We start from the raw sequence: 16,215 nt of genomic DNA on the forward strand, positions 1-16,215 counted from the left end.
ACCGGGCAATCGAATGTGAGGATTGAACTGTGAAAGCGTGGATTCTGTTGATGCTGGCCCTGACCTTGCCGATGGCGGCCCAGGCCGAAGAAGCCAAAGAAGGCGAGGCGCCGAAGGTCAGCTATATCAGCCTGACGCCGCCGTTCGTGGGCAACTACGGCCTGGACGGCACGGCGAAACTCAAGGTGTACAAGGCCGACATCGCGCTGCGTGTGACCGGGCCTGAAGCCGCTGCTGCGGTCAAAGCCAACGATGCATTGATTCGTAACCAATTGGTGGCGCTGTTCACCCAGCAGACCAACGAGGCCATGAGCACGGTCGAAGGCAAAGAGAAACTGCGCCAGGAAGCCTTGAAGCAGACCCAGCAAGTCATGAACGACGAAACCGGTAAGCCGATGGTGGAAGACCTGTTGTTCAACAACCTGATCATCCAGTAAGTCGCTGCGCGACTATCGGGAGCAAGCCCCCTCCCACATTTGCTCGGGTGTGGGAGGGGGCTTGCCCCCGATGACGGCGGTACAGGTGCCTCAGGAAGCCAGGCTTTTACGAAACCTGGCCAACGCCACCGCAAAGAACACCAGCCCGATTCCCGCCAGTGCCAACAGGTCCGGCCACACCACGCTCACGCCGGCATCCCTGAACAGGATCGCTGCACTGAGGCTCACAAAGTGCGTCGACGGCGAGCCCTGCATCACCCACTGCAACCATTCGGGCATGCTGTCCAGCGGCGTGCTGCCACCGGAGAGCAGCAGCATCGGGATGATCACCGGGATCGCCAGCAAGCCGAATTGGGGCGTCGAGCGGGCGAGGGTGGCGAGGAAAATTCCCAGGGCGGTGCTGGCAAACAGATACAGCGCCGTGACCAGCAGGAACAGGCTCAGGGAACCGGCCAGCGGCACACCGAGCAGGCCCTTGACCACCCATTCCACGGACAGCCAGGTACACAGCACCACCACCAGCATGTTGCTCCAGATTTTCGCCAGCATGATTTCCAGAGCGGTCAGTGGCAGCACCAGCAAATGGTCGAGGGTGCCGTGTTCACGCTCACGCAGCAGCGCGGTGCCGGTCAATACGATGGCGAGGATGGTGATGTTGTTGACGATCTGGATCACCGCCAGGAACCAGCCACCTTCCAGGTTGGTGTTGAATAATGCGCGCGTGGTCAGTTGCGCCGGTACCTTGCCGGCGGCATTGGCCTGGTCGCTGTAGCGCTGCAGTTCACGCTGGAAAATCCTGCCGATATAGCCTGCGCCCATGAATGCCTGGCTCATCGCCGTGGCGTCGACGTTCACTTGGATGTCCGGTTGGCGACCCGCCAACAGGTCCGACTGGAAGTTGGCCGGCACATTGATCACAAAGGTGTACGCGCCGCTATCCATGACCTTGTCCAACTGATCGTAGGCCAACGGTACAGGCGGCTGAAACTCGGGCGGCTGCAACGCTTCGGCCATCTGCCGCGAGAGCGCGCTGTGGTCCTCATCGACAATGGCCACGCTGGCGTTATGCACACCGATCACCGAACCGGCGGCGGGCATGTAGATGGCCACCGTGAAGGCGTAGAACAGAAACAACAGCAACACGCTGTCGTGGCGCAGGCTGGTCAGTTCCTTGATCCCCAGGCGCAGGATATGCGCGAACCTGTGCATCAGGCCTCCTGCTTCTTGAGCATGATCAGGCTCAACCCGGTGAACCCGACGAAAAACCCGAACAGCGCCAGGCACTGTGGCCACAACTGGCGCAGGTCCAGGGCTTTGGTGAAGGTGCCTACGGCGATGTCCAGGAAGTGTCCCGCCGGGAACAGCGTGCCCATCAACGCGGCCGCGCCTTCCAGGGACGAACGTGGCACGATCAGCCCGGAAAACTGGATGGTCGGCAGGCTGGTGATAATCATGGTGCCTAGGATCGCCGCGATCTGGGTGCGGGTGAACGCAGAAATCAGCAGACCCATGCTGGTGGTGGCCAGCACATACAACAAACCGCCGAATGCCAGGGCCACACCGCTGCCCTTGAAGGGCACGCCGAACAACCAACGGTTCATCGCCACCAGCAGCGCCAGGTTGACCAGGCTGACGGCCAGGTACGGTGCCTGCTTGCCCAGCAGGAACTCCAGGCGCGTCAGGGGCGTGGCATAGAAGTTGGTGATCGAGCCCAATTCTTTTTCGCGCACAATGCCCAGGGCCGTGAGCATGGCTGGGATAAACGCCAGAATCAGTGCCATTACTCCCGGGCCGATGGCATTGACGCTGACCACGTCCTGGTTGTAGCGAAAGCGCGTTTCCAGCTTGGCCGCGGCCTGATTGCCACGAGGCAGGCTACTCAGTTCGGCCAACTGTTGGAGATTGCCCAGGTGCACCGCCTCTACATAGTTGCGGCTGGTTTCCGCACGAAACGGCATGCCGCCGTCGAGCCAGGCGGCCACCGTGGGCTGACGCCCGGCATAGAGGTCGCGGCCAAAACCGGGTGGGATCTCCAGGGCCAGTTTGATTTGCGAGCGTTGCAGGCGCCGGTGCAGTTCGTTGGCGTCGTGAATCGGCGCTTGTTCGGCGAAGTAGCGCGAGCTGCGAAAGGCTTCCAGGTAGGCGCGGCTTTGTGGGCTCTGATCCTGGTCATAGACGGCGAAGGCGAGGTTTTCCACGTCCAGGGAAATGCCGTAGCCGAAGATCACCATCATGAACATCGCCCCGAGCAGGGCGAAGGCCATGCGCACTTTGTCGCGCAGCAACTCCTTGCCTTCGCGACTGGCCACGGCCAACAGCCGGGCCAGGCTGAAACCGCGCTTGCTGACGGGCGGCGCGCCGGCTTCGCTGACGGTGGCGCTGGGTGCGGTGGGTTCCGGCCCACCTTGGGCCTGCTCCAGGCAGGTGACGAAGGCTGCTTCGAGGGTGTCGCCGTGGAACTGCTGTTGCAGTGCCTGGGGTGTGTCACAGGCCAGCACTTTACCCGCGTGCATCAGGGAAATACGGTCGCAGCGCTGGGCTTCGTTCATGAAGTGGGTGGACAGGAAGATCGTCACGCCCTGCTCCCGGGACAGCTCAATCAGCAGCCGCCAGAAGTCATCCCGGGCGGCCGGGTCGACGCCCGAGGTCGGTTCATCGAGGATCAGCACTTCAGGGCGATGCAGCACCGCCACGGCCAGCGACAAGCGCTGGCGCAGGCCGAGGGGTAATTCGCCGGAAGGTTGCTCGGCCACATCCCCCAGGTCGAAGCGCTGGATCAGTTCATCAATGCGTGGGCCGCTGTCGGCCTTGGGCAAGTCGAACAATTGCGCATGAAGCACCAGGTTTTGCCGCACGCTGAGTTCGCCGTACAGCGAGAAGCTTTGCGACATGAACCCCACGCGCTTGCGGGTCGCCAGGTCCTTGGCGTTCACCGGGTTGCCCAGCAGCGTCGCGCTGCCTTCGGTGGCCGGCATCAGCCCGGTGAGCACTTTCATGGTGGTGGTCTTGCCGCAGCCGTTGGAGCCGAGGAAGCCAAAAATCTCGCCACGACCGATGGCGAAACTGACTTTATCGATGGCAGTGAAGTCGCCGAAGCGCAGGGTCAGGTCGTGGGCTTCGATGGCGATTGCGGCGTTGTCGCCTGCACGCGATGGAATCACCAGCGGCTGGTTGTCGTGGGCGCTGTCACCCTGGAAGTGAGTGAAGGCATCGTCCAGTTTGCCGCTGGGCGTGGCGGAGGCCAGCTCGCGGCTCAGGCCGTCCGCAATCAGCTTGCCGCGATCAAGCATCAGGCAGTGTTCGAACTGCTCGGCTTCCTCCATGTAGGCCGTGGCCACCAGCAGTGTCAGCTGTGGGCGTTGGCTACGTACGGTTTCAACCAGTTCCCAGAAGCGTCGGCGTGACAGTGGGTCGACGCCCGTCGTGGGCTCGTCGAGGATCAACACGTCCGGGTCATGGATCAGCGCGCAACACAGGCCGAGCTTTTGTTTCATGCCGCCGGAGAGTTTACCGGCGGGGCGCTCGGCGAAGCGTGCGAGGTCGGTGGCCAGCAGCAGGTTGTGCATGCGCTGTTCGCAATCGGCTTGCGACAGGCCGAACAGCGTGGCGAAGAAGCGGATGTTTTCGTTGATGGACAACTCGGGGTACAGGTTGCCGCCCAAGCCCTGGGGCATGAAGGCGATGCGCGGGTACAGGCTGTTACGGTGGCGGCGGTCTTCGATGGAGCCGCCGAGTACTTCCAGTTGGCCTTCCTGGAGTTTTTTGACTCCGGCGATCAACCCCAGCAGGCTCGATTTGCCGGCACCATCCGGGCCGATCAACCCGCAGCGGGTGCCGGCGGGCAGGCTGAAGGCGATGTTGACCAGTGCCGGTTGCTTGCCGTAGCGGTGGTTGATCCCCGTGGCATGCAGCGCCAGGCCGGTCATTGCAGATTGGCCGGCCAGGCGATGTCAGCGGTGCGCACATAGCCGGCACCGGGCATGCCTGGTTTGGCTTGGGGCACGGCACTGGGTTGGGTCAGGCGCAATTTGACGCGAAACACCAGCTTCTGGCGTTCGTCACGGGTTTCCACCTCTTTGGGGGTGAACTGGGATTTGGCGGCAACAAAGCTGATGGTTGCCGGCAGCGGTTGCTGAGGGAGGGCGTCGAGCACGATGCGTGCGTCACTGCCGACGGTCAGGCGCCCGGTGACGGAGGCGGGCAGGTACAGGTTCATGTACTGATCATTCGGATCGATCAGCAACAACACGCGTCCACCCGCGCCAAGCACTTCGCCAGGTTCGGCCAGGCGGAGCTGAATAATCCCGTCGATGGGCGCGCGCAGGCTGCTGTCGTCAATCTCGCTGGTGAGCTGGGCGACTTGGGCCTCGGCGGCGCCGATGGCGGCCTTCACTGAGTTGACCTGGGCTTGTGCGGCAATCACGGCAGCATTGCCGGTGTTTTGGCGCGCCTGCTGTTGGTCGATCAACTGGCTGCTGGCGAAGCCCCGCTTGTACAGCTCCTGGGTACGCTTGAGTTCCTGGTTGGCCAGCAGTTGCTCGCTTTGGCGCAATTGCACATTGGCCTCGGCGGCCGCGAAGTTTTCCTTGGCGCGCAGTACTTCGGCTTCGGCCTGGGCGCGTTGGGCTTCAAGGGTGCGGGTGTCCATGCGCGCCAGGAGTTGGCCTTTGAGCACTTTGTCGCCTTCATCCACCCGCACTTCGGCCAGGCGTCCGGGGATCTTGGCGGCGATCTGCACTTCGGTGGATTCCAGGCGACCGTTGCCCATGCTCAAGCCGGCGGGCAAGCGGTCCTGGGTGGAGCGCCAGTAACCGAAGCCACCGGCACCGATCAGCAGGGCTATCAGGGCGATGGCAAACAGGCGCGACAGAGTGTGGTTCGTTGACATGGCTGCATCCTGCGGCATTAACGTCCTAGTGTGACCGGTGTGCCCTGGCGAGGACTTGATGCCGGTCAGTTAAAGCAGATTGATCACGGCGGCCCATTGCTCAGGCGTGACGGCCATCACTGAAAGGCGGCTGCCTTTTTGCACCAATGGCAGTTCGGCAAGAGCCGCTTGCTGTTTCAGGTAGCCGAGGCTCAGTACTTTGGGAAAGGTTTTCACGTGAGCGACGTTGATGGCGCTCCACGGATTTTTTTCCGCGCTGGCCTTGGCGTCGAAATAGTGGCTTTCAGGTTCCAGTGCCGTCGGGTCTGGATACGCCGCTTCGATGATTTTGCCGATGCCGGCAATGCCCGGCTCGGGGCAACTGGAGTGGTAGAAGAAAAACTCATCGCCCACGGCCATGGCTCGTAGGAAGTTTCGCGCCTGATAGTTGCGCACCCCGTCCCAGCGGGCTTCGCCGAGCTTTTCCAGGCCGTTGATGGAGAGTTCATCGGGCTCGGATTTCATCAGCCAATAGGCCATTTTTAGGCTCCTGAAAAAGGCATTGGGCAAGTTGTCAGGCAATTCCATGACAAACCGACAGTCGGTTGGCGTCAAGGTTTGCGTGTTGGTTCACGTTATCGCAGAATGCCGCCTTTTAAAGCTTGACGCAGCTGCAACGGACTACTTTGGAACGTTGTTGTCATCGTGTACGAGGTGCCTGAAGGGGGGCAATCGATGCAACGTAAACCGGATTTACTATGGATTTTGGTTATTTTGTTTGGTCTGGGCGTCGTGACCACGGGATATGCCCAGAGCCTGTGGTCGAACAAGACCGATGCGCCGATTGAATTGGCTCAGCAGCAACCGTTCAAGCGTTAACCCTTCCTTTCAAGGCGTCGCTGTTTGCAGCGGCGCTTGCGCGACATACCACTGCCTATCGGTGACGGTGCCCGCCAGCGGCACATCCCAGCTTGCCTGCGCCAGGCGATCGACTTTCTGACATTCGTGGGCCAGCCCCAACAGCGTCGGCTTGCGCCAGCCCTGACGGCGCGACAGGTAAGCCAGGCTGCGATCATAAAACCCACCGCCCATGCCCAGGCGCCCGCCCACATCATCGAACCCCACCAGCGGTAACAGCACCAGATCCAGCGCCCAGACCTGGCGTTGGCGGTTGGCATTCACTTGCGGTTCAAGAATGCGAAAGCGATTAGGCGACAACTTATCCCCAGGTCGCACACGCTGGAACACCATTTTGGTCCGTGGCCAGGCGCTGAGTACCGGTAGATAGGTGGCCTTGCCCCTACGCTGAGCGGCGCGCAAGAGCAAGCGCGGATCGATTTCGCCGTCTGTCGGTAGATACAAGGAGATATGCCTGGCCCGGCGAAACAGCGGATGCTGTGCCAGTTGCCGATACAAGCCATGGGCGGCCTTGCGCTGCTCGCTCGGCGATAGTTCGCGGCGGGCCTTGCGCAACATGCGTCGAAGTTGCGGACGGGAAAGCGGCGCAGGTTCGGTCATGGTTTTTCGGCTCATAAAACAATGCCAGTCCTGAGACTGGCATTGAGTTTGGGAATTCAGGCTCCCCGACAGAGCCGCTGTCGACTTAGCCCTTGAACCCGAAAGTTCAAGGTGGAAGAAGCAGTAGGCTTTAAGGCTTTCCGTCTAGCGGACATGCACACCAGCCCAACGTGCAACTTCCAGGGTAGTGCGAATCGGCTCAGGGACATCGCCGACTGGCAAACACGCCAGGGAGTGGGGCGAGTATACCTTAAACCGAGGCGTCAATCAGCCCTTGGGTGCGTCCGAATCGCTGGAAAGCACCAGATCCACGCGTTCCAGCAGGTCACGCACCTGCTCACGCGTCGACCCGCTGGCCTGTACGTCAGGCCGTTCCTGCTTATGCAGCAAGTCGTGGGTAATATTCAGCGCGGCCATCACCGCGATACGGTCGGCACCGATCACTTTGCCGCTGCTGCGGATCTCACGCATCTTGCCATCCAGGTAACGGGCGGCGCTCACCAGGTTATTGCGCTCTTCCTGGGGGCAAATGATCGAATATTCTTTATCGAGGATCTGCACGGTTACGCTATTGCTTGAACTCATGAGTCTTGCTCCAGGGCCTTCAGGCGCGAAATCATCGATTCGACCTTACGCCGGGCGATTTCGTTTTTTTCAATGAGGTGAGCGCGTTCCTCGCGCCAGGTCTTTTCCTGAGCTAATAGGAGTCCGTTTTGACTCTTAAGTTGCTCGACCCGATCAATTAGCAGTTCGAGTCTGGCCATCAGCGCTTGCAGGTCGGTGTCTTCCATTGGGTTCCACTGGATTTGTCTGATGAATGGCAACTTCAGGATAAACGATCTGACGCCCTCGATAGTCTTGGTACGTCTGCCGGTGCTAGGATACAGCGCTTCATTCTAGACATTGCGCCGGCTGGCGCCTAGCTCACCATGCCTATTCAGAACTCCCCGTATGATGCTTTTTCCAAACTGCTGAGCACCAGCGGTCATCCTTGCTCGCCTGCCGAACTGCACGGTGTGCTCGTGGGCCGCAGCTGCACAGGTGTCGGCTTTGACGCGGACAATTGGCTGGCCGATGTGGCCGAGCTGCTGGAGAAAGAGCCAGAAGATAACGTGCGCAACGCGCTGATCGGCCTGCAGGAAATGGTCAAGGGCGAGCTGACGGGAGACGATGTCACCGTGGTGCTGCTGCTGCCGACCGACGACGCGCCACTCACCGAGCGCGCTGCAGCGCTGGGCCAATGGTGCCAGGGCTTCCTCCACGGTTTTGGCGTCAACGCCGCCGGCCTGGAGTTGAGCACCGACGCCAAGGAGGTGTTGCAGGACCTGGCAGCCATCTCCCAGGTGCAAGACGCCCTGGAAGAGTCCGAAGACGGTGAAAGCGACTATATGGAAGTGATGGAATACCTGCGCGTCGCTCCGCTGCTGCTGTTCACCGAGACCCGCAAGTCCGCTGAGCCGGCTGCCCCCAAGCCTTCGCTGCATTAAGAAAGGACGCCCATCTGCCCATGATTCATATCCCCAGAGCGGAATACACCCGGCGCCGCAAGGCGCTGATGGCGCAGATGGAACCCAACAGCATCGCGATACTGCCGGCCGCCGCCGTGGCGATCCGCAACCGTGATGTCGAGCACGTATACCGCCAGGACAGCGACTTCCAGTACCTGAGCGGCTTCCCCGAGCCTGAAGCGGTGATTGTGCTGATGCCCGGTCGCCTGCACGGCGAGTACGTGCTGTTCTGCCGCGAGCGCAATGCCGAACGCGAATTGTGGGACGGCCTGCGCGCCGGCACCGAAGGCGCAGTGCGTGACTTTGGCGCCGACGACGCCTTTCCCATCACCGATATCGACGACATCCTGCCCGGCCTGATCGAAGGCCGCGACCGGGTGTATTCGGCCATGGGCAGCAACGCCGAGTTCGACCGGCACCTGATGGAGTGGATCAACGTGATCCGCTCCAAAGCGCACCTGGGCGCGCAGCCGCCGAACGAATTTGTTGCCCTGGATCATCTGCTGCACGACATGCGCCTGTATAAATCGGCGGCAGAAGTGAAGGTGATGCGTGAGGCTGCACGTATCTCCTGTGCGGCCCACGTGAAGGCGATGCAGGCCAGTCGCGCCGGCTTGTATGAGTTCAGCCTGGAAGCCGAGCTGGATTACGAGTTCCGCAAGGGCGGTGCCAAGATGCCGGCCTATGGCTCCATCGTCGCCGCCGGGCGCAACAGCTGCATCCTGCATTACCAGCGCAATGACGCACTGCTCAAGGACGGTGACCTGGTGCTGATCGACGCCGGTTGCGAAATCGACTGCTATGCCAGTGACATCACCCGCACCTGGCCGGTCAACGGCAAGTTTTCGCCCGAGCAAAAGGCGATCTACGAAATTGTGCTGGCCTCCCAGGAAGCCGCCTTTGCCGAGATCGCGCCGAACAAGCATTGGAATCAGGCCCATGAGGCGACGGTGCGCGTCATCACTACGGGGCTGGTGGACCTGGGGTTGTTACAGGGCGATGTCGATGAACTGATCGCCAGCGAGGCCTACCGCGCGTTCTACATGCATCGCGCCGGCCATTGGCTGGGCATGGATGTGCACGATGTGGGCGAATACAGGGTGGGCGGTGAATGGCGTGTGCTGGAAGTCGGCATGGCATTGACCGTGGAGCCGGGGATTTATATCGCGCCGGACAACCAGAACGTGGCAAAGAAGTGGCGTGGCATTGGCGTACGCATCGAGGACGACGTGGTAGTGACCAAGCAAGGCTGTGAAATCCTGACCGGCGGCGTGCCCAAGACCGTCGCTGACATCGAAGCGTTGATGGCGGCTGCCCGATGAGCCGCGTCAACCTGGCGATTATCGGTGGCGGCCTGGTAGGTGCCAGCCTGGCGCTGGCCCTGCAGGCCGGGGCCAAGGCACGGGGCTGGAAGATCGTGCTGATCGAGCCGTTCGCCCCCGGTGACACTTACCAACCCAGCTATGACGCGCGTTCATCGGCGCTGTCGTTTGGTGCCCGGCAGATTTATCAGCGCCTGGGCCTGTGGCAGCAAATCTCCCGACGCGCCGAGCCGATCAAGCAGATTCATGTGTCGGACCGTGGCCGTTTCTCCACCGCGCGGTTGTCCGCGTTGGAGGAGGGCGTGCCTGCCCTGGGTTACGTGGTGGAAAACGCCTGGCTCGGCCAATGCCTGTGGCAAGGTCTGGACAAAGACGTGATCAGCTGGCGCTGCCCGGCGGAAGTGACCCGCCTGGAGCCGCTGCCCGACGGCTATCGCCTGACGCTCAACGATGAGACCGTGCTGGAATGCGACCTGGCGGTGCTGGCCGACGGTGGCCGCTCCGGTTTGCGCGAGCAACTGGGCATCGGAGTCAAAACCCGCCCCTACAACCAGAGCGCCTTGATCGCCAACATCACGCCGAGCGAAGCTCACAACGGCGAGGCCTTCGAACGCTTCACCGATGAAGGCCCGATGGCCCTGCTGCCGTTGCCGGACAATCGTTGCGCACTGGTCTGGACGCGGCTTGGCATGGACGCCCAGCGCTTGGCCAACCTCGACGAGCGCAGTTTCCTGAGCGAGCTGCAGGGCGTGTTCGGCTATCGCCTGGGTACCCTCAAGCAAGTCGGCGCCCGTCACCTGTACCCATTGACGTTGGTGGAGGCCGAAGAGCAGGTACGTTCGCACCTGGTCATCCTCGGTAATGCCGCCCACAGCCTGCACCCGATCGCCGGGCAAGGGTTCAACCTGTCCCTGCGCGATGCCAGTGCCCTGGCCGAGGCGTTGTTGGCCGGGCCGGCGATACCGGGTGACCTGGCGACCCTGCAGCGCTATCGCGAGCGCCAGCGCCTGGACCAGAACCTGACCGTGGGCTTCTCCGACCAGGTCACGCGTTTGTTTGGCAGCGCACAACCGGTAGTGGCCTTGGGCCGCAACCTCGGGCTGCTGGGGCTGGATCTACTGCCACCGGCCAAACGCTGGTTCGCCCGCCAGGCCATGGGGCTGGGCACGCGTCCCGATGTTTGAACCGGCCCACTTCTTTATTCGCGGCCTGTGCCGCACACGAGACAAGGCTTAAAGCATGGACATGCGCGCAGATGTGCTGATTGTCGGGGCCGGAATGGTCGGAAGCGCGCTCGCGCTGGCGTTGCAGGGCAGTGGCCTGCAGGTGCTGTTGCTCGACGGCAGCCCGCTGAGTGTCAAGCCGTTCGACCTTGAGGCGGCCTTCGAGCCTCGCGTGAGCGCCTTGTCGGCCGCCAGCCAGCGCATTCTCGAGCGACTTGGCGTGTGGGAAGGCATCGTCGAACGGCGTGCCAGCCCCTACGGCGAGATGCAGGTGTGGGATGGCAGCGGTACGGGGCAGATCCACTTTTCGGCGGCCAGCGTGCACGCTGACGTACTGGGGCATATCGTCGAGAACCGCGTGGTTCAGGATGCCTTGCTCGACCGGCTGCATGACTGCGACCTGGGCCTGTTGGCCAATGCGCGCCTGGAACAGATGCGCCGCTCCGGCGATGACTGGCTGCTGACCCTGGCCGACGGCCGCATGTTGCGTGCGCCACTGGTGATCGCCGCCGATGGCGCCAACTCTGCCGTGCGCCGCCTGACCGGCACGCCGACCCGTGAATGGGATTACCTGCATAACGCCATCGTCACCAGCGTGCGCAGCAGCCAATCGCATCAGCGCACGGCGTGGCAGCGATTTACCGATACCGGGCCGCTGGCGTTCCTGCCCTTGGTGCGTGATGGGCAGGAGGATTGGTGTTCGATCGTCTGGTCGACTACACCGGCTGAGTCTGAACGCCTGATGGCGCTGGATGATGAAGGCTTCTGCCGTGAGCTGGAGCGTGCCTTTGAAGGGCGTCTCGGCACGGTGGTCAGCGCCGACCCACGTGTCTGCGTGCCGTTGCGCCAGCGTCATGCCAAGCGCTACGTAGCCGAAGGCCTGGCATTGATCGGCGACGCGGCCCATGTGATCCACCCGCTGGCGGGGCAGGGCGTGAACCTGGGCTTTCTCGATGCAGCGGTGCTGGCCGAAGTGTTGTTGTCGGCCGCCGAGCGTGGTGAGCGTCTGGCGGATGTGAAGGTACTGAGTCGTTACGAGCGTCGGCGTATGCCGCATAACCTGGCGCTGATGGCGGCGATGGAAGGGTTTGAGCGGTTGTTCCAGGCCGACCAGCTGCCGTTGCGCTGGCTGCGTAATGCAGGCTTGAAAATGGTCGACCAGATGCCTGAGGCCAAGGCGGTGTTTGTGCGCCAGGCTTTGGGATTGAGCGGAGATCTGCCGGAGCTGGCCAGGCCCTGAGGCCGATGTGCAACATCTGGTAACGCCTCCGCTGAGCGCTACCAAATGTGAGTCCTTATCATTTGCCCTCTTTTTGCAAATGAGAGACCGCACCCATGTTGGCACCCAAGCGCCTCCTGACTGCCCTGGCACTCACCCTCATCGGCAGCACCACCGTGCAGGCCGCCGACGAAGTCGTGGTCTACTCCTCGCGCATCGACGAACTGATCAAGCCGGTGTTCGACGCCTACACCCAGAAGACCGGTGTGCAGGTGAAGTTCATCACCGATAAGGAAGCTCCGTTGATGCAGCGCATCAAGGCCGAAGGTGAAAATGCCACCGCCGACCTGCTGCTCACCGTCGATGCCGGCAACCTCTGGCAGGCTGAGCAAATGGGCATCCTGCAACCGTTCACTTCCCCGGTGATCGATAAGAACATTCCCCTGCAATACCGCTCGTCCAAGCACACCTGGACCGGCTTGAGCCTGCGCGCGCGGACCATCGCCTATTCCACCGACCGGGTAAAACCGGGCGACCTCACCACCTACGAAGCCCTGGCCGACAAGCATTGGGAAGGCCGCCTGTGCCTGCGCACGGCGAAGAAGGTCTATAACCAGTCGCTGACCGCCACGTTGATCGAAACCCATGGCGCGGCCAAGACCGAAGAAATCGTCAAGGGCTGGGTCAACAACCTGTCCACCGACGTGTTCTCCGATGACATTGCCGTGCTCGAAGCCATCAACGCCGGGCAGTGCGACGTGGGTATCGTCAACACCTACTACTACGGCCGCCTGCATAAGCAGAACCCGAACCTGGCGGTGAAACTGTTCTGGCCGAACCAGGGCGACCGTGGCGTGCATGTGAACTTGTCGGGCATCGGCCTGACCCGGCACGCACCTCACCCGGAAGCGGCCAAGGCGCTGGTGGAATGGATGACCACGCCCGAAGCTCAGCAGATCTTTGCGGATGTGAACCAGGAGTTCCCAGCCAACCCGGCGGTGCCCCCTTCGGCCGAAGTGGCGACCTGGGGCAAATTCGTGGCGGACACCTTGCCGGTTGAAGTGGCGGGCAAGCGTCAGGCCGAGGCCATTCGGTTGATGGACCGCGCCGGCTGGAACTGAACGGCACCGCAGTTGCAAATGTGAGAGGGGGTGCCCCCTCCCACATCGGACTGCGGTGATGGCATGCAATTTATTGACTGAGCACTGATTTTGGCCCACCCCGCCCAACGCCGCTGGTACCTGCCGGTCTTCACCGTAGCGGCGCTGGTGGTGCTACCGCTGAGCGTGCTGCTGTTGTCCTGGCAAAGCATCGACCCGCAGATCTGGTCCCACCTCTGGGAAACCCAGATGCCACGCCTGCTGGGCAATACCTTGACCTTGGTGCTGGGCGTGGGTGTTGGCGTGACGCTGCTGGGTGTCAGCCTGGCGTGGTTGACCAGCCTGTGTGAATTCCCCGGACGCCGCTGGCTCGACTGGGCGCTGATGCTGCCCTTTGCGATTCCCGCCTACGTGCTGGCCTTTGTGTTTGTCGGCCTGCTGGACTTCGCAGGCCCGGTGCAAACGCTGTTGCGTGAGTGGTTCGGCGCGGGCTTGCGCCTGCCACGGGTGCGTTCCACCAGCGGTGTGATTATCGTGCTGGTGCTGGTGTTCTACCCGTATGTCTACCTGCTGGCGCGCACCGCTTTTCTCGCCCAAGGCAAAGGCTTGATGGAGGCCGCGCGCGTGTTGGGGCAGTCGCCGTGGCAAGCGTTCTGGCGCGTGGCGTTGCCCATGGCCAGGCCGGCGATTGGCGCCGGCGTCGCCTTGGCCCTGATGGAGACACTGGCGGATTTTGGCGCGGTATCGGTGTTCAATTTCGATACCTTCACCACCGCGATCTACAAAACCTGGTACGGATTTTTCAGCCTGTCCAGCGCGGCACAGCTTGCCAGCTTGTTGTTGCTGGTCGTCATGTTGGTGCTCTACGGCGAACGGCGCGCCCGTGGCGCGAGTCGACCGAGCAACGAGCGGCCGCGGGGCAAGGCGCTGTATCAACTGCACGGGTTCAAGGCCCTGGCGGCCAGCGGCTGGTGCGTGCTGGTGTTCGCCTGCGCGTTTGTGATTCCGATGCTGCAACTGATTGCCTGGTTCTGGCAGCGAGGCCGGTTCGACCTGGATGAGCGCTACGCCGGGCTGATTGTTCACACGCTCTACCTAGGGGGCATTGCGGCGCTGATAACGGTCAGCGTGGCGTTGATCCTGGCCTTCGCTAACCGTCTGGCACCGACACGAACGATTCGCTCCGGCATCAGCCTGGCCAATGTCGGCTATGCCTTGCCGGGCTCGGTACTGGCGGTGTCGATCATGCTCGCGTTCAGTTATCTGGACCGTGAGCTGGTGGTGCCGCTGTCAGGCTGGTTGGGTGGCGCGGGCAAGCCGCTGTTGCTGGGTAGTTTGTCGGCGTTGGTGTTGGCGTATCTGGTGCGGTTCCTGGCGGTGGCCTACGGGCCGTTGGAAAGCAGCCTGGCGCGAATACGCCCATCGTTGCCGGAAGCGTCACGCAGTCTCGGCGTCGGTGGCCCGCGACTGTTTTTCAAAGTGTATCTGCCGTTATTGCTGCCCGGGGCGTTGAGCGCAGCACTGCTGGTGTTCGTGGATGTCCTCAAGGAAATGCCCGCTACCTTGCTGATGCGCCCGTTCGGCTGGGATACCTTGGCGGTGCGCATCTTTGAAATGACCAGCGAGGGCGAATGGGCACGGGCCTCCTTGCCGGCGCTGACGCTGGTACTGGTTGGCCTTTTGCCGGTAATTGGGCTGATCCGCAGGTCTGCGAGGCAAATCGGTTAGGTGTCAGTACTACGGCTTGCGGCTACAATGCGCGGCATTCGGTGCGCTTCGTCTTTCGGAGCGGGTCGCTGGACGTGGCTGCGGGCCTTGTAATTCAAGGCGTTCAGGCGCGAACAGCTGCTCCGCGCACCTTCGCCAAGCCCGGAAGGAGAAACCCATGGGACAGCGTACGCCTCTGTATGACCTGCATCTCGCCCTCGGCGCGAAAATGGTCGATTTTGGCGGTTGGGATATGCCTCTGCATTACGGTTCGCAAGTTGAAGAACACCACCAGGTGCGACGCGACTGCGGGGTGTTCGATGTATCCCATATGACCGTGATCGATGTCACAGGCCGTCAGGCCAAGGAATGGCTTCAGTATTTACTGGCCAATGATGTGGATCGTTTGCACGGCTGCGGCCGTGCGTTGTACAGCGCCATGCTCAACGAGCAGGGCGGGGTGGTCGACGACATGATCGTCTACCGCACCGAAACCGGTTACCGGCTGGTGGTCAATGCCGCCACCCGCGACCAGGACATGGCCTGGATGCAGGCGCAGCTGGGGCATTTTTCGGTACAGCTGCAGGAGCGGTCCGAGTTGGCCATGCTGGCTATCCAAGGCCCGCATGCCCGGCAGAAAATCGCCGAACTGGTGACCCAGTCCCGCAGCAACCTGATCCACCAGCTCAAGCCGTTTGAGGGTCAGGCCGACGGCGACTGGTTTATTGCCCGCACGGGTTATACCGGTGAAGACGGCCTGGAGATTGTCCTGCCTGCCGATCAGGCTCCGGGCTTTTTCAACGACCTGGTCGGCGCCGGCATTTCACCGATCGGCCTTGGCGCCCGCGATACGTTGCGCCTGGAAGCCGGTATGAACCTGTATGGCCAGGATATTCACCAGGACGTTTCACCGCTCGCGGCCAATATGGCGTGGAGCATTGCCTGGGAGCCTGTCGAGCGCAATTTCATCGGCCGCGCGGCACTGGAGGCGGAAAAAGCCGCAGGTGTGCAGTTCAAATTGGTCGGGCTGGTGCTGGAGGAACGCGGGGTTTTGCGCGCTCATCAAGTGGTTCGTATCGCCAATGTTGGCGAAGGAGAGATCACCAGTGGTAGTTTCTCTCCTACGCTGAGTAAATCCATTGCCTTGGCGCGTGTACCGACGGCCACCGCCGATCGGGCCGAAGTGGAAATCCGCGGCAAGTGGTACCCGGTTCGAGTGGTCAAGCCGACCTTCGTGCGCCATGGCAAAACCTTGATCTAACCTATTTCCGGCAGGCCGAAGGCCGCTGACATTTCTTCTTGAGGACACAGACT

16 protein-coding genes and 1 other RNA gene are annotated in these 16,215 nt (G+C 62.0%); 9 read left to right on the forward strand and 8 right to left on the reverse strand.

Annotation, left to right across the window (positions count from 1 at the left end):
- The first annotated feature begins 29 nt into the window (after positions 1-29).
- Positions 30-437: a flagellar basal body-associated protein FliL gene (locus MJP36_RS03415; RefSeq protein WP_060753572.1), complete on the forward strand. Its 408-nt coding sequence runs from the start codon at positions 30-32 to the stop codon at positions 435-437.
- A 90-nt stretch (positions 438-527) separates the two neighbouring features.
- On the opposite strand, the gene MJP36_RS03420 is transcribed toward MJP36_RS03415, so the two are convergent.
- The 4 genes from MJP36_RS03420 to MJP36_RS03435 all read right to left on the reverse strand — a co-directional run bounded on the left by MJP36_RS03420 (position 528) and on the right by MJP36_RS03435 (position 5,844).
- The gene (locus MJP36_RS03420) at positions 528-1,646 is read right to left on the reverse strand and encodes an ABC transporter permease (RefSeq protein ID WP_060753571.1); all 1,119 of its coding nucleotides are present in this window, start codon (positions 1,644-1,646) and stop codon (positions 528-530) included.
- Complete coding sequence (gene rbbA / locus MJP36_RS03425; RefSeq protein WP_244384885.1) at positions 1,646-4,363, reverse strand: ribosome-associated ATPase/putative transporter RbbA; 2,718 nt, start codon at positions 4,361-4,363, stop codon at positions 1,646-1,648. The genes MJP36_RS03420 and rbbA overlap by 1 nt, the downstream gene beginning before the upstream one ends.
- Positions 4,360-5,325, reverse strand: coding sequence for an HlyD family secretion protein (locus MJP36_RS03430; RefSeq protein WP_244384886.1), 966 nt, complete (start codon positions 5,323-5,325; stop codon positions 4,360-4,362). The genes rbbA and MJP36_RS03430 overlap by 4 nt, the downstream gene beginning before the upstream one ends.
- A gap of 69 nt (positions 5,326-5,394) precedes the next feature.
- Positions 5,395-5,844: an EVE domain-containing protein gene (locus MJP36_RS03435; protein ID WP_090368068.1), complete on the reverse strand. Its 450-nt coding sequence runs from the start codon at positions 5,842-5,844 to the stop codon at positions 5,395-5,397.
- Positions 5,845-6,039: 195 nt separating this feature from the next.
- Here MJP36_RS03435 and MJP36_RS03440 point away from each other — a divergent pair, with 195 nt between their 5' ends.
- Positions 6,040-6,183 carry a hypothetical protein gene (locus MJP36_RS03440; protein ID WP_090368070.1) on the forward strand — a complete coding sequence of 48 codons (144 nt, stop codon included), beginning with the start codon at positions 6,040-6,042 and terminating at the stop codon, positions 6,181-6,183.
- A gap of 9 nt (positions 6,184-6,192) precedes the next feature.
- On the opposite strand, the gene MJP36_RS03445 is transcribed toward MJP36_RS03440, so the two are convergent.
- The 4 genes from MJP36_RS03445 to MJP36_RS03460 all read right to left on the reverse strand — a co-directional run bounded on the left by MJP36_RS03445 (position 6,193) and on the right by MJP36_RS03460 (position 7,613).
- Positions 6,193-6,822, reverse strand: coding sequence for a 5-formyltetrahydrofolate cyclo-ligase (locus MJP36_RS03445; RefSeq protein WP_244385600.1), 630 nt, complete (start codon positions 6,820-6,822; stop codon positions 6,193-6,195).
- Positions 6,823-6,880: 58 nt separating this feature from the next.
- Positions 6,881-7,059, reverse strand: a non-coding RNA gene (ssrS, locus tag MJP36_RS03450) — 6S RNA.
- 30 nt (positions 7,060-7,089) lie between these two features.
- Positions 7,090-7,407 (reverse strand): cell division protein ZapA, encoded by a 318-nt coding sequence (locus MJP36_RS03455; RefSeq protein ID WP_003176812.1) that lies wholly within the window; start codon positions 7,405-7,407, stop codon positions 7,090-7,092.
- Positions 7,404-7,613 carry a TIGR02449 family protein gene (locus tag MJP36_RS03460; RefSeq protein WP_003177365.1) on the reverse strand — a complete coding sequence of 70 codons (210 nt, stop codon included), beginning with the start codon at positions 7,611-7,613 and terminating at the stop codon, positions 7,404-7,406. Before MJP36_RS03460 ends, MJP36_RS03455 begins: the two co-directional genes overlap by 4 nt.
- A gap of 138 nt (positions 7,614-7,751) precedes the next feature.
- On the opposite strand from MJP36_RS03460, the gene MJP36_RS03465 reads away from it, so the two are divergent.
- The 7 genes from MJP36_RS03465 to gcvT all read left to right on the forward strand — a co-directional run bounded on the left by MJP36_RS03465 (position 7,752) and on the right by gcvT (position 16,162).
- A complete protein-coding gene (locus tag MJP36_RS03465; protein WP_060753566.1) occupies positions 7,752-8,309 on the forward strand; it encodes a YecA/YgfB family protein in 558 nt (185 codons plus the stop codon).
- 20 nt (positions 8,310-8,329) lie between these two features.
- Positions 8,330-9,652 carry a Xaa-Pro aminopeptidase gene (pepP, locus tag MJP36_RS03470; protein ID WP_104994976.1) on the forward strand — a complete coding sequence of 441 codons (1,323 nt, stop codon included), beginning with the start codon at positions 8,330-8,332 and terminating at the stop codon, positions 9,650-9,652.
- Positions 9,649-10,836 carry a 2-octaprenyl-6-methoxyphenyl hydroxylase gene (ubiH, locus tag MJP36_RS03475; RefSeq protein WP_060753564.1) on the forward strand — a complete coding sequence of 396 codons (1,188 nt, stop codon included), beginning with the start codon at positions 9,649-9,651 and terminating at the stop codon, positions 10,834-10,836. The genes pepP and ubiH overlap by 4 nt, the downstream gene beginning before the upstream one ends.
- 61 nt (positions 10,837-10,897) lie before the next feature.
- Positions 10,898-12,115, forward strand: a complete 1,218-nt coding sequence (locus tag MJP36_RS03480) for a 2-octaprenyl-3-methyl-6-methoxy-1,4-benzoquinol hydroxylase (RefSeq protein ID WP_244385601.1) — start codon at positions 10,898-10,900, stop codon at positions 12,113-12,115.
- 95 nt (positions 12,116-12,210) lie between these two features.
- Complete coding sequence (locus MJP36_RS03485) at positions 12,211-13,215, forward strand: extracellular solute-binding protein (protein WP_060753562.1); 1,005 nt, start codon at positions 12,211-12,213, stop codon at positions 13,213-13,215.
- A 90-nt stretch (positions 13,216-13,305) separates the two neighbouring features.
- Positions 13,306-14,922, forward strand: a complete 1,617-nt coding sequence (locus MJP36_RS03490; RefSeq protein WP_244384887.1) for an ABC transporter permease — start codon at positions 13,306-13,308, stop codon at positions 14,920-14,922.
- 157 nt (positions 14,923-15,079) lie between these two features.
- Positions 15,080-16,162: a glycine cleavage system aminomethyltransferase GcvT gene (gene gcvT, locus MJP36_RS03495; protein WP_060753560.1), complete on the forward strand. Its 1,083-nt coding sequence runs from the start codon at positions 15,080-15,082 to the stop codon at positions 16,160-16,162.
- Positions 16,163-16,215 lie beyond the last annotated feature (53 nt).

This window comes from Pseudomonas palleroniana (assembly GCF_022836895.1).
GTDB classification, from domain to species: domain Bacteria; phylum Pseudomonadota; class Gammaproteobacteria; order Pseudomonadales; family Pseudomonadaceae; genus Aquipseudomonas; species Aquipseudomonas palleroniana.